General features: G+C 55.9%; 10 protein-coding genes. 4 read left to right on the forward strand and 6 right to left on the reverse strand.

Annotation, left to right across the window (positions count from 1 at the left end; genetic code table 11):
- Positions 1 to 82 precede the first annotated feature (82 nt).
- The gene (gene lpdA / locus SK47_RS03475; protein ID WP_003856313.1) at positions 83 to 1,507 is read left to right on the forward strand and encodes a dihydrolipoyl dehydrogenase; all 1,425 of its coding nucleotides are present in this window, start codon (positions 83 to 85) and stop codon (positions 1,505 to 1,507) included.
- Between the two features lie 52 nt (positions 1,508 to 1,559).
- Here the strand turns inward: lpdA and SK47_RS03480 are convergent, their stop codons facing one another.
- Together SK47_RS03480 and SK47_RS03485 are read right to left on the reverse strand one after the other, a co-directional pair.
- A complete protein-coding gene (locus SK47_RS03480; RefSeq protein WP_022650403.1) occupies positions 1,560 to 2,351 on the reverse strand; it encodes a DUF2950 family protein in 792 nt (263 codons plus the stop codon).
- Between the two features lie 10 nt (positions 2,352 to 2,361).
- Positions 2,362 to 3,858, reverse strand: a complete 1,497-nt coding sequence (locus SK47_RS03485) for a DUF3300 domain-containing protein (protein WP_045346599.1) — start codon at positions 3,856 to 3,858, stop codon at positions 2,362 to 2,364.
- 449 nt (positions 3,859 to 4,307) lie between these two features.
- Between SK47_RS03485 and acnB the strand changes: the two genes are divergently transcribed.
- Positions 4,308 to 6,905: a bifunctional aconitate hydratase 2/2-methylisocitrate dehydratase gene (gene acnB, locus SK47_RS03490; RefSeq protein ID WP_023315407.1), complete on the forward strand. Its 2,598-nt coding sequence runs from the start codon at positions 4,308 to 4,310 to the stop codon at positions 6,903 to 6,905.
- 189 nt (positions 6,906 to 7,094) lie between these two features.
- Positions 7,095 to 7,457 (forward strand): protein YacL, encoded by a 363-nt coding sequence (gene yacL, locus SK47_RS03495; RefSeq protein WP_032608514.1) that lies wholly within the window; start codon positions 7,095 to 7,097, stop codon positions 7,455 to 7,457.
- 31 nt (positions 7,458 to 7,488) lie between these two features.
- Here the strand turns inward: yacL and speD are convergent, their stop codons facing one another.
- From speD to SK47_RS03510, 3 genes are all read right to left on the reverse strand, one after another.
- The gene (gene speD / locus SK47_RS03500) at positions 7,489 to 8,283 is read right to left on the reverse strand and encodes an adenosylmethionine decarboxylase (protein ID WP_003856308.1); all 795 of its coding nucleotides are present in this window, start codon (positions 8,281 to 8,283) and stop codon (positions 7,489 to 7,491) included.
- The gene (speE, locus tag SK47_RS03505) at positions 8,284 to 9,153 is read right to left on the reverse strand and encodes a polyamine aminopropyltransferase (protein ID WP_045330972.1); all 870 of its coding nucleotides are present in this window, start codon (positions 9,151 to 9,153) and stop codon (positions 8,284 to 8,286) included. It abuts the gene before it with no gap.
- 101 nt (positions 9,154 to 9,254) lie between these two features.
- The gene (locus SK47_RS03510) at positions 9,255 to 9,602 is read right to left on the reverse strand and encodes a YacC family pilotin-like protein (protein WP_003856306.1); all 348 of its coding nucleotides are present in this window, start codon (positions 9,600 to 9,602) and stop codon (positions 9,255 to 9,257) included.
- A 145-nt stretch (positions 9,603 to 9,747) separates the two neighbouring features.
- Between SK47_RS03510 and cueO the strand changes: the two genes are divergently transcribed.
- Positions 9,748 to 11,307 (forward strand): multicopper oxidase CueO, encoded by a 1,560-nt coding sequence (gene cueO, locus SK47_RS03515; RefSeq protein WP_048243508.1) that lies wholly within the window; start codon positions 9,748 to 9,750, stop codon positions 11,305 to 11,307.
- Between the two features lie 86 nt (positions 11,308 to 11,393).
- Here the strand turns inward: cueO and SK47_RS03520 are convergent, their stop codons facing one another.
- Positions 11,394 to 13,784 carry a glucose/quinate/shikimate family membrane-bound PQQ-dependent dehydrogenase gene (locus SK47_RS03520; protein ID WP_003856304.1) on the reverse strand — a complete coding sequence of 797 codons (2,391 nt, stop codon included), beginning with the start codon at positions 13,782 to 13,784 and terminating at the stop codon, positions 11,394 to 11,396.
- Positions 13,785 to 13,966 lie beyond the last annotated feature (182 nt).

The raw sequence follows: 13,966 nt of genomic DNA on the forward strand, positions 1-13,966 counted from the left end.
GTTTCAAAATTGTTAACAATTTTGTAAAATACGGGCGGATAGAACGACCCGGTGGACGACGGGTATACATTAAGAGGTCATGATGAGCACAGAAATCAAAACTCAGGTCGTAGTACTTGGGGCAGGCCCGGCAGGTTATTCCGCAGCATTTCGCGCCGCGGATTTAGGTCTGGAAACCGTCATCGTAGAACGTTACAGCACCCTCGGCGGTGTTTGTCTGAACGTCGGCTGTATCCCTTCTAAAGCGCTGCTGCACGTAGCGAAAGTTATCGAAGAAGCCAAAGCGCTGGCTGAACACGGTATCGTCTTCGGCGAGCCGAAGACCGACATCGACAAAATTCGTACCTGGAAAGAGAAAGTTATCACTCAGCTGACCGGCGGTCTGGCGGGTATGGCCAAAGGCCGTAAAGTGAAAGTGGTAAACGGTCTGGGTAAATTCACCGGTGCGAACACCCTGGAAGTGGAAGGTGAAAACGGTAAAACCGTGATTAACTTCGACAACGCGATCATCGCGGCAGGCTCTCGCCCAATCGAACTGCCATTCATTCCACATGAAGATCCACGCGTGTGGGATTCCACCGATGCGCTGGAGCTGAAAACCGTTCCTAAGCGTCTGCTGGTTATGGGCGGCGGTATCATCGGTCTGGAAATGGGTACCGTGTACCATGCGCTGGGTTCAGAGATCGACGTGGTTGAAATGTTCGACCAGGTTATCCCGGCTGCCGACAAAGACATCGTTAAAGTCTTCACCAAACGCATCAGCAAGAAATTCAACCTGATGCTGGAAACCAAAGTGACTGCCGTTGAAGCGAAAGAAGACGGTATTTACGTTTCCATGGAAGGCAAAAAAGCCCCATCCGAACCACAGCGTTACGACGCCGTACTGGTGGCTATCGGCCGTGTGCCGAACGGTAAAAACCTCGACGCGGGCAAAGCTGGCGTGGAAGTGGACGACCGTGGCTTCATCCGCGTTGACAAACAGCTGCGTACCAACGTGCCGCACATCTTTGCTATCGGCGATATCGTCGGTCAGCCAATGCTGGCGCACAAAGGTGTTCACGAAGGTCACGTTGCCGCTGAAGTTATCGCCGGCATGAAGCACTACTTCGATCCGAAAGTGATCCCATCTATCGCCTACACCGAGCCAGAAGTTGCATGGGTTGGTCTGACTGAGAAAGAAGCGAAAGAGAAAGGCATCAGCTACGAAACCGCCACCTTCCCGTGGGCTGCTTCTGGCCGTGCTATCGCGTCCGACTGCGCAGACGGTATGACCAAACTGATCTTCGACAAAGAAACTCACCGTGTAATCGGTGGTGCGATTGTCGGTACCAACGGCGGCGAGCTGCTGGGTGAAATCGGTCTGGCTATCGAAATGGGCTGTGACGCGGAAGACATCGCGCTGACCATCCACGCTCACCCGACTCTGCACGAGTCCGTGGGCCTGGCGGCAGAAGTGTTTGAAGGTAGCATCACCGACCTGCCAAACGCGAAAGCGAAGAAGAAATAAGTTTCTTCAGATGAAAAAAGCGGCCTCAGGCCGCTTTTTTTATGCACTGCGTTCAGGGGATGACAGGCTGCCAGGTTTTATCCGGGTGGTATGCAGCGAGCGCCTGCGCTTTCTGCGCCGAATCGTTGCCGAGATTTGCCTGATAAACCTTGTCTTCCTGGTTAACGACAAAGCTCATTACCCCCGTCTGACCATAGCTTACGGGCCAGGCAACCATCGCAAAGCCATTTTTATCCGACAGAATGCGGAACCGATAGCCGTGATAGCCCATACCAGGCTCCGGCGGGCTAAAGGCGGGACCCAGCGGGCTTGGCGCTTCGCCCGGCGAGATGGGCCAGTACAGGCCGTCTTTTAGCCCTGGCGTGCTGACAATCTTCTGCGCATAGCGGTGGTTCATGGCGTAGTAGCTCCGCTGTGCGTCGACGTAGGCGTGCAGCGCTTCGATAGCCGCGAGTTCGTTGCGGCCGATTTCGCGGGTCAGGATCTCATCAGCCGCTTTCTGCATATCAAATTGCCAGCCCTCTTTTTTCTTCACTACCGGTATGGGGAGTTGCCAGCCGTTATCGCCAACTGACAGATGGGCAATATCGCCGCTGATTTCGGTACGATGGTTTATCTTCCAGTCACGCAGGAATCGAGCCACCGCCTCCGGATCAACCCCTTCAGGTGGCAGATAGTCGCGCCAGTTATCCCCCAGCAGGTCGGCCATCGCGCTCTCATTCTGCTCGCTGATGGCCTTCGTCAGGGCATTGGCCGCCTGCTCAGGTGTGGAGAAAGATTGCTGGGCGAAGGCGAAGGTGGATACCATCAACAACAGCATTCCACCGATCGGTTTCATGTTCATAGCGGCTCCCTTAACGACGGTGGAATTCATGGTGTTCGGTATGGTGTTCGGACAGCTGCTGGCGGAAGCTGGCACGCTGCTCACTGTTCAGCGACGCGTGCTGGCGGCTTTGCAGCCCGCGCTGGTGCTGGGCCTGCCAGCTGGCCGAACGGCTGTCGTTGCCGCTCAGGGCGTTTGCCCGCAGCGGCTGATGCTGAACCTGCGTCGGGCGTCTGGTTTGCGCAAGAGTATTATTCATCTGTTGTGCGTGGGGCCGCGCGCTGTCGTAGCCGCGATAGTTGCTGCGCTGAGAGAGCTGCTTCAGTTGCTGCGCGGACGCTGAATGTTGCGGGAAATGCGCGTCGCCATGCTGTAGCTGTGTGAGAGTTTTGCCCGTCGACTGCTGTACCTGCGCCATCGCGGCCTGCCGCTGGCTATCGCGGTTGACCGGCTGCTGCCGGGTAGCGCTCAACCCGCCCGGCACTGAAGTCTGATGATAGCGGCTGGCAAGCTGGCTATTGGCGTAGGGCACGCCGTTGCGGTAGGCCGGATTATGCTGCCAGACCTGGTGATTATCGGTACGGTGCTCGCCGGTGATCTTATTGAAGTTATTAACATTAATATTAATGTTATCGCCGTTATGCGAATAACCGCCGTGGTGATCGTCATCATGATCGTGATGATGATCGTCGTCATCGTCCCAGTCGATGTTACTGAACAGCGCATAGGTGGTGGCTACGCCGAGGCTATAGCCAAAGCCTCTGACAAAACTATTGGTAAACTGCTGGCCGGGAGACGGAGGCAGATACACCGGCGGATAGCTGGCATTTGGCCACGTGCCGTAAACGGTGGAAGGGTTGTAGGTAGGGACATAAACCACCTGTGGATCGGCTGGCTCAATTTTAATCACCGTCGGACTAGCCGACGTTGACGTCGCGGCTGTACTGGCGGAGGCTGGCGCAGATTTTTTCACGGTGGTGACGGTCTGCTGCGGGGTGGATTGCAATGTGCCTGTCTGCTTCGCCAGCAGGCGCAGACGCTGCACGGAATCCATCACATCCTTTGGCTGGGCCAGAAAGGCGTCGCCGAGGCTTTGTACCCACGACGGGTTTTCCCCCATCAGCGACATTAACTGCGGAAAGGCGACCAGCGATTTCACGCTGGCATCCCATGGCTGCCCGCTGACCGCCTGAATGGCGGCATCGCCCTGCATTTTAGGGTTGTCCTTTGACCACTGGGCGGCCTGAATCACGCTCGCCGGATAGGTTGAGGCCATCAGAATTTGCGACAGCAGCGCGTCGGGGTAGAGCGCAATGGGCGCGGTCCACTGATCGATCTGCGCGGCGGTATAGGCAGGGGTGGCCACCGGGGCAGGCTGTGCTGCCGGGTCGGGGAGCTGCGGGGCTACCGGCGCAGGTGCGGGAGCGGGTTCCGTTGCGCGGCTTTTAACGAACATGACGCCCGAGGCGGCAAACAGCCCCGCACTGCAAAGCAGAACAAGAAGATGTGGTTTAAAAGGCAACTTCATAGATTGACTCCAACGAGACGAGTGCAGTGCCGTGAGGCGTTGCTGTTGCCGCGAGTATCATTCACCCGTGTTTTACAGTTTTGACTTTTGTTGGGAAAAACTCTGAAGCATCCGGATAAAGAGTGTGAGTATTTATTACACAATTATATCGGATGGCTGAGCAGGCGACGGAAATTCAGAAGGCCGCTCTTGCGAGCGACCAGCAGCGCGTTGCCGGGGGGACGACAGACTTACGGAACTGCTTCCGGGCCCGGTGACGGGGTGCTACATCATGCTTAACGATTCAGCAAATTTTTTAATGTTGCTTTTTTGTAAACAGATTAACACTGTGCAGAAATCCTGCTATGCTGCCCGACGCGGTATCGGGCATTTACCCTACAAACTGCTGTCTCACAGGAGCGTGAAGAGAACGCCCGCCGCATATGACAATGAGAGCGAGGAGAACCGTCGTGCTAGAAGAATACCGTAAGCACGTAGCAGAACGTGCCGCCGAGGGAATTGTACCCAAACCGTTAGATGCAACCCAAATGGCCGCGCTCGTCGAGCTGCTGAAGAACCCGCCTGAGGGCGAAGAAGAATTCCTGTTAGATCTGCTGATCAACCGTGTACCGCCTGGCGTAGATGAAGCTGCCTACGTAAAAGCCGGATTCCTTGCCGCCGTTGCCAAAGGCGAAGCCACCTCCCCACTGGTTACTCCTGAAAAAGCGATTGAACTGCTCGGCACCATGCAGGGTGGCTATAACATTCATCCGCTGATTGACGCGCTGGATAACGACAAGCTGGCACCGATTGCCGCTAAAGCGCTCTCTTCAACGCTGCTGATGTTCGATAACTTCTACGATGTGGAAGAAAAAGCCAAAGCAGGCAACGTCTATGCGAAGCAGGTGATGCAGTCCTGGGCCGATGCCGAATGGTTCCTGAACCGCCCTCAGCTTGCTGAAAAAATTACCGTTACCGTCTTCAAAGTGACCGGTGAAACCAACACCGATGACCTCTCCCCGGCACCGGACGCGTGGTCTCGTCCTGATATCCCTCTGCACGCCCTGGCGATGCTGAAAAACGCCCGTGAAGGCATTGAGCCGGACCAGCCGGGCAGCGTTGGCCCGATCAAACAGATCGAAGCCCTGCAACAAAAAGGTTTCCCGCTGGCTTACGTGGGTGACGTTGTGGGTACCGGCTCTTCCCGTAAGTCCGCCACCAACTCCGTCCTGTGGTTCATGGGCGACGACATTCCGCACGTGCCAAACAAGCGCGGCGGCGGCCTGTGCCTCGGCGGCAAAATTGCACCAATCTTCTTTAACACCATGGAAGATGCTGGCGCGCTGCCGATCGAAGTGGATGTCTCTAACCTGAACATGGGCGACGTGATTGACGTTTACCCGTACAAAGGTGAAGTGCGTAATCACGAAACTAATGAGCTGCTGGCAAGCTTTGAGCTGAAAACCGACGTGCTGATCGACGAAGTACGTGCTGGTGGCCGCATTCCGCTGATCATCGGCCGTGGCCTGACCACCAAAGCGCGTGAAGCGCTGGGTCTGCCGCACAGCGACGTGTTCCGTCAGGCGAAAGACGTGGCGGAAAGCAACCGTGGCTTCTCGCTGGCACAAAAAATGGTCGGTCGCGCCTGCGGCGTCGCTGGTATCCGTCCTGGCGCGTACTGCGAGCCGAAGATGACCTCCGTCGGCTCTCAGGACACCACCGGTCCGATGACCCGTGATGAGCTGAAAGACCTGGCGTGCCTGGGCTTCTCTTCCGATCTGGTGATGCAGTCCTTCTGCCACACTGCGGCGTATCCGAAGCCGGTTGACGTGACCACGCACCACACGCTGCCAGATTTCATCATGAACCGCGGTGGCGTGTCTCTGCGTCCGGGCGACGGCGTTATCCACTCCTGGCTGAACCGCATGCTGCTGCCGGATACCGTCGGTACCGGCGGTGACTCCCATACCCGTTTCCCAATCGGTATCTCCTTCCCGGCGGGTTCCGGTCTGGTGGCGTTTGCTGCCGCGACCGGCGTGATGCCGCTGGATATGCCGGAATCGGTGCTGGTGCGCTTCAAAGGTAAAATGCAGCCGGGTATTACCCTGCGCGACCTGGTTCACGCGATCCCGCTGTATGCCATCAAACAGGGTCTGCTGACCGTTGAGAAAAAAGGGAAGAAAAACATCTTCTCTGGCCGCATTCTGGAAATTGAAGGTCTGCCGGATCTGAAAGTTGAGCAGGCTTTCGAGCTGACCGATGCCTCCGCTGAGCGTTCGGCTGCGGGCTGTACCATCAAGCTGAACAAAGAGCCGATTATTGAGTATCTGAACTCTAACATCGTGCTGCTGAAGTGGATGATTGCAGAAGGCTACGGCGACCGTCGTACGCTGGAGCGTCGTATCCAGGGCATGGAAAAATGGCTGGCCGATCCGCAGCTGCTGGAAGCCGATGCTGACGCAGAGTACGCGGCGGTGATCGACATCGATCTGGCGGATATCAAAGAGCCAATCCTGTGTGCACCGAACGATCCGGACGACGCGCGTCCGCTGTCCGAAGTTCAGGGCGAGAAGATCGACGAAGTGTTCATCGGTTCGTGCATGACCAACATCGGCCACTTCCGTGCAGCCGGCAAGCTGCTGGATACCCACAAAGGCCAGCTGCCAACCCGTCTGTGGGTGGCGCCGCCAACCCGTATGGACGCGGCTCAACTGACCGAAGAGGGCTACTACAGCGTGTTTGGTAAGAGCGGTGCGCGTATCGAAATTCCTGGCTGTTCCCTGTGTATGGGCAACCAGGCGCGCGTAGCCGACGGCGCGACGGTGGTCTCCACCTCGACCCGTAACTTCCCGAACCGTTTAGGTACCGGTGCGAACGTCTTCCTGGCCTCTGCGGAACTGGCGGCGGTTGCGGCGCTGATTGGCAAACTGCCAACGCCGGAAGAGTACCAGACCTTTGTGGCTCAGGTGGATAAGACGGCGGTGGATACCTATCGCTACCTGAACTTCGACCAGCTCTCTCAGTACACCGAGAAGGCAGACGGGGTGATCTTCCAGACGGCGGTATAAACAGCAAAACCGTCTCTACGAGACGGTTTTTAGTGTTTGCACCCTCTCCCGTGGGAGAGGGACGGGGTGAGGGCATCAGGCCGCAGGTCTTGCTCTCACCTTTTTATTTTCATTTCTCCCACCTCCCACGCTTTTTTTCTTCCTCGCTGCTGCGATAATTACCTTAATGGCTTTGCAGAGGAAAACACTATGGATTACGAATTTCTGCGCGACATCACCGGCGTGGTGAAAGTGCGAATGTCGATGGGGCACGAAGCCGTTGGACACTGGTTTAACGAAGAGGTGAAAGAGAACCTCGCGCTGCTGGATGAAGTTGAGCAGGCGGCGGAAACGGTGAAAGGCAGTGAACGCTCCTGGCAACGCGCCGGGCACGAATACACCCTGTGGATGGATGGCGAAGAGGTGATGGTGCGCGCCAACCAGCTTGAGTTCTCGGGTGATGAAATTGAAGAGGGGATGAGCTACTACGACGAAGAGAGCCTGTCGCTGTGCGGCGTGGAAGACTTCCTGAGTGTGGTGAATGCCTACCGCGACTTTATGAAACAGAAGTAACTTCCCGAAGCGTCCCTGCTCCGGGTCACGTTTACACGGTCGGAATGTTACGGCCGTAGTAAATTTCGCGCATCTCTTTCCAGAGCAGGTCGGTAATGACCTTTCGCTCTTCCTCACTTAAATCTTCCGGCTTCGTGTGGAACATGTAGTGCTTAAGGTCGAATTCCTTAAGTAACATTTTGGTGTGGAAGATATTCTCCTGATAGACGTTCACATCCATCATGTCGTACAGCGACTTCATGTCCTCGGACATGAAGTTCTGAATGGAGTTGATCTCATGATCAATGAAGTGCTTCATGCCGTTGATATCACGGGTAAAACCGCGTACGCGATAATCAATGGTGACGATGTCCGATTCCAGCTGGTGGATTAAATAATTCAACGCATTCAGCGGTGAAATCACGCCGCAGGTGGACACTTCAATATCCGCGCGGAAGGTACACAGCCCGCCTTCCGGGTGGCTTTCCGGGTAGGTGTGCACGCAGATGTGGCTTTTATCCAGGTGAGCAACCACCACTTCCGGCAGCGGGCCGGGGTGTTCGGTTTTGTCGATAAGCTGTGGGTCAACCGGCTCTTCACTCACCAGAATGGTGACGCTCGCACCCTGAGGCTCATAATCCTGGCGCGCGATATTGAGGATGTTCGCGCCGATAATCGAGCAGGTCTCTGTCAGGATCTCGGTCAGACGGTTGGCGTTGTAGAGTTCATCGATATAGGCGATGTAACCATCGCGCTCTTCTGCTGTTTTGGCGTAGCAGATATCGTAAATACAAAAACTCAGGCTTTTGGTCAGATTGTTAAAGCCATGCAGTTTAAGCTTTTTCAATTAGTTCACCTCCTTTGAGGACAGCGCGTCTTGCAGATATTGAGGCAACGCAAAGGCTGCGGTATGAATAGCCGGATTGTAGTATCGGCACTGTAGACCTGCCTGATGGAAGCGGGCCTGAATAATTTCGGTGGAGAGATGACGTAATACGTCGTTATCCGTCGCCCAGGCAAAGGTCATGATACCGCCGTAGTACGTCGGAATGGCCGCCTGATAGAAGCTGACGTCAGCAAAATAGGTGCTCAGCTTACGGTGGCTATCAAGCGCTTCATCCTGTTGCAGGAAGCAAACGCCGTTTTGCGCCACAAAAATTCCGCCAGGCTTCAGGCAGCGCTTGCAGCCTTCGTAAAACGACGAGGTAAACAGCGACGCGCCCGGACCGATAGGGTCGGTACAGTCAGAGATAATGACATCAAACGTTTGCGTGGTCTGGTTAACAAAATTGACACCATCGTCGATAACCAGATTAAACCGCGGATCGTCATAGCTGCCGGCATTATGGTTGGGCAGATACTGGCGGCAGAACGACACGACCCCGGCGTCAATTTCCACCATGGTGATGGTTTCGACATTCTGATGGCGAGAGACTTCACGCAGCATCGCGCCGTCGCCGCCGCCGATAATCAGCACGTCCTTCGCGTGGCCGTGGGCCAGCAGCGGGACGTGGGTCATCATTTCGTGATAGATAAACTCGTCGCGCTCGGTGGTTTGCACCACGCCGTCCAGCGCCATCACGCGGCCAAAAGCGGCGTTTTCGAATATTATCAAATCCTGATGATCGGTTTTCTCATGATAGAGCACGTTATCCACGGCAAAATACTGACCAAAATGGTCGTGCAGCGTTTCTTGCCATACCGTTTTTTCGGTCATGGGGAGCACCTCCTTCGTTAACATCCATTACATCCGGCAGATGGGCGCAACACAACACCACCGTGAGGCGGTTAGCGGGTCAACAAGGGGCGTCGGGAAGGTTACTTCACGTAGGCGAGCAGGCTGAGTGAATCGCGAGCCAGCGCTTTGCATTTTTTAGCAGTGGGAATGCCAATACCGCTTAAATCACGGTAGCTGTCTTCACCGAGCGCCTTCATGTCGAAGCTGTCGTAGTTGCTGAGGTCCCATTGATTCTGCTGGGCAAAAAAGACCAGTGCGCGACGAATTTGCCCATTGGGTAAATTCTGGTAACCACAATCGTTTTTCAGAAAAACAAAAACTGCCGTCAGATCGGCCATATCTTCCGCTTCGTTTTCACTTAGCGCGTAACTGTTCGCACACATCGCCATCAGGCTGGCGAACAAAATTGTTCTGAAAAACGTCTTCATTGCCTTTACCACTGCATCACGGAAAATTAACGTTAGCATACTTGATGCCAGGCCGACGATCTTTATTATTGCCGCCGTGCTTGACCTTCCGGTAAGGGGAGGGTTTATGCTCAAAAGATCGCCTGCTGAAAATAAGGAAATGCACATGCAACGTCGTGATTTTTTAAAATTTTCTGCCGCGCTGGGGGTTGCCAGCGCGATACCTCTCTGGAGCCGCGCCGTTTTTGCCGCCGACAGACCGGCTTTACCCATTCCTGAATTACTCGCCCCAGATGCCCGCAGCCGCATTCAGCTTGTGGTGCAGGCCGGTAAAACCACGTTCGGTCAGCACGCCGCCACGACGTGGGGGTATAACGGCAATCTGCTCGGCCCGGCGTTGCAGTTACGCAAAGGGAAGGCGGTGACGGTAGACATTCATAACACGCTTGCGGAAGAGACCACGCTGCACTGGCACGGGCTGGAAGTCCCGGGCGAAGTGGATGGGGGGCCTCAGGGCGTCATCAGGCCTGGTGGTAAACGCAGCGTAACCTTTACCCCGGAACAACGCGCGGCGACCTGCTGGTTCCACCCGCATCAGCATGGCAAAACGGGCCATCAGGTGGCGATGGGGCTGGCCGGGCTGGTGCTGATTGAAGACGATGAAAGCCGCCTGCTGCGCCTGCCGAAACAGTGGGGTATCGACGATGTCCCGGTGATTGTGCAGGACAAAAAATTCAGCGCTGACGGGCAAATTGACTATCAGCTGGACGTAATGAGCGCGGCGGTAGGCTGGTTTGGCGATACGCTGCTGACCAACGGCGCGATCTACCCGCAGCATGCCGCGCCAAAAGGCTGGCTGCGCTTACGTCTGCTTAACGGCTGTAACGCCCGCTCGCTGAACTTCGCCACCAGCGATAAACGCCCGCTTTACGTAGTGGCAAGCGACGGCGGCCTGCTGCCGGAGCCGGTGAAGGTGAGCGAGCTGCCGATGCTGATGGGCGAGCGCTTCGAGGTGTTGGTGGATATCAGCGATGGCAAAGCGTTTGACCTGGTGACCCTGCCGGTCAGCCAGATGGGGATGGCCGTTGCGCCGTTTGATAAGCCGCATCCGGTCCTGCGCATTCAGCCACTACAGATCACCGCCTCCGGTACGCTGCCGGAGACCCTCACCACTCTGCCAGCACTCCCGTCGCTGGATGGGCTTACGCAGCGTAAACTTCAGCTCTCCATGGACCCGATGCTCGACATGATGGGCATGCAGGCGCTGATGAAGAAGTACGGCAATCAGGCCATGGCGGGAATGCATCACGGCCAGATGATGGGCCATATGAATATGGACCACGGCAATATGGGCGGCATGAATCACGGCGGCCATGGTTTCGATTTCCACAATGCCAACCGCATCAACGGCAAAGCGTTCGATATGAATACGCCCATGTTCGCCGCCACGAAAGGGCAGTTTGAACGCTGGATGATTTCAGGCGAAGGGGACATGATGCTGCACCCGTTCCATATCCACGGCACGCAGTTCCGTATTCTGTCTGAAAATGGTAAAGCGCCGGAGCCGCATCGCGCGGGCTGGAAAGATACGGTGAGGGTGGAAGGCGGCGTCAGCGAGGTACTGGTGAAGTTCGACCACGAGGCACCGAAAGAGTTTGCCTATATGGCCCACTGTCATCTGCTGGAGCATGAAGATACGGGGATGATGCTCGGTTTTACCGTATAAAAAAAGCCGGGTGGCGGCTTCGCCTTACCCGGCCTACATATGGAAATCGTAGGCCCGGTAAGCGTTAGCGCCACCGGGCTTTTTCGTTACTTAGCGTCGTCAGGCAGTGCATACGCGACAATATAGTCGCCCATCTTCGTGCCAAACGAACCGTGACCACCCGCGGAGATGACAACATACTGTTTGCCATTCACTTCATAGGTCATCGGCGTTGCCTGTCCACCGGCTGGCAGACGGCCTTGCCACAGTTTTTCACCGTTGGTCATGTTGTACGCGCGCAGGTAGTTATCTGCGGTTGCCGCGATAAACAGCACGTTACCGGCGGTGGAGATTGGGCCACCCAGCATTGGCATACCCATATTGAACGGCACTGGAACAGGCATCGGGAACGGCATGCTGTCCTGTGGCGTACCAATACGTTTTTTCCAGACGATCTTATTGGTCTTCAGATCCAGACCGGAGATATAACCCCAGGCAGGCTGTTTACACGGCAGACCGAACGGAGAAAGGAACGGATTCAGAGTCACACCATAAGGAACGCCATACTGCGGCTGGATACCGGCTTCGGTACCGCTGCCTTTCGCATCTTTCGGCTGCTCCATTGGGTTACCCGGACCGCGTGGGATCAGACGGGAAACGAACGGCAGCGCCATTGGGTTAGCGATGGCGACCTGACGGTTAGGGTCAACGGAGATCCCACCCCACTCGAACATCCCCAGGTTACCCGGGAAGACCAGCGTGCCCTGCTCTGAAGGCGGCGTGAAGATGCCTTCATAGCGCAGTTGATGGAACATCACGCGGCACACCAGCTGGTCAAACATGGTGGCACCCCACATGTCTGCACCGCTGAGATCTTTCTTCGGACGGAAGCTCAGGTCAGAGAACGGCTGCGTTTTGGTGACGTAGTCGCCTTTGGCCGCGCCCTGCGGAACCGGTTTTTCTGGCGCAGGAACAACCAGCTTACCGTTGCTGCGATCCAGCACGAAGATGTTGCCGGTTTTGGCCGGGGCGTAAATCACCGGAACGGTTTTACCGTTAACGGTAATGTCCGCCAGCGTCGGCTGGGACGGCATATCCATATCCCACAGATCGTGGTGAACGGTCTGGTAGCTCCATGCCAGTTTACCGGTCGTTGCGTTCAGCGCCACGATGGAGCTGGCGTAACGTTCCTGCTCCGGCGTGCGGTTACCGCCCCAGATATCCGGCGTGGTCACGCCCATCGGCAGGTAAACCAGGTCCAGCTTCGCGTCATAAGCTGCCGGTGCCCAGGAGTTCGGTGAGTTAAAGGTAAAGGTGTGTTCATCGGATGGGATCGCGTTAGGATCTTTCGCGCCCGGGTCGAAGGCCCACAGCAGTTTACCGGTGTTCACGTCGAAACCACGGATAACGCCGGAGGTTTCGCGGGTAGAGAAGTTATCCGTTACCGAACCGGCAATCACGATGGTTTTATCAGTGATGATTGGCGGGGAGGTCGGCTCATACAGACCCGGCGTAGTGTCCGGCATGTTGGTCTGAAGATTCAGAATGCCTTTGTTAGCGAAGGTTTCGCACAGCTTACCGGTCTCAGCGTTGATGGCAAACAGGCGGCCATCGTTCACCGGCAGCATAATGCGGCGAGGACAGTCGGCAATGACTTCCGGGCTGGCATTATCTGCGCGCGCTTCGTGGTAAGAGACGCCGCGGCAGGTGATGTGCTGGAACGACGGGTTGGAGTTCAGCTGTGGATCAAAGTGCCATTTCTCTTTACCGGTGGCCGCGTCGAGCGCGAACAGGCGCTGGTGCGCCGTACACAGGTAGAGCATGTTGCCCACTTTAATCGGGGTCACTTCGTTGGTCAGCTCACCCGGATCGTTTGGCATCTTCAGGTCGCCGGTACGGAATACCCAGGCTTCCTTCAGGTTTTTCACGTTGTCCGCGTTGATCTGCTTCAGCGGGGAGTAGCGTTGACCTTCCTGGTTACGACCATAAGCAGGCCAGTCACCGTCCGCCACCTGCGAAATAGCCGCAGCCGGCGTGGATTCCGCGTTCAGCGTGCCATTGATCTCCTGCGGGTCGTTAAAACCGGCCCAGGTCAGGATGCCGCCACTAATCAGCAGAGCAACGACCAGACCGGCCACGGCGCCACTGGAAGGGACAATCAGACGACGCCAGACAAACGGCAGGATCAGCCAGATACCGAAGAAGACCAGAATGTCGCTGCGCGGCGTCAGCGCCCAGAAGTCGAACCCGACTTCCCAGACGCCCCAGATCATGGTTGCGAGCAGTAACGCTGCGTACAACCACAGAGCAGATTGTTTTCTGCGTAAAAGCAGGACGGTTACGCCAACCATAACCAGACCCGCAATCGGGTAGTACCAGGAGCCGCCAATCGCGACCAGCCATACGCCACCGATTAACAAATACAGCGCGCAGAATGCGGCAAACGCGGCTGTTAATGTCACCAGTAGACGCGGCTGTTTAGTTTTTGTTTCAGCCATAGAAAAGTACTCGTCAGTTTTGTTAATTATTTGCTAGCAATTAATTATAGGTATTAACAACTGTGATCGGAATCACAAATATTGCTTTTTATAACTCATACGCCAGGCTTATCCATTTACTGGTATAATGGCTGGCTTGCGTATCGATGCCGGAGCGAGAGTCATCCGCATTGAGAGATTTT

Origin of the sequence: Enterobacter sp. BWH52, from assembly GCF_001037565.1 — a bacterium.
In the GTDB taxonomy this organism is placed as follows: domain Bacteria; phylum Pseudomonadota; class Gammaproteobacteria; order Enterobacterales; family Enterobacteriaceae; genus Enterobacter; species Enterobacter hormaechei_C.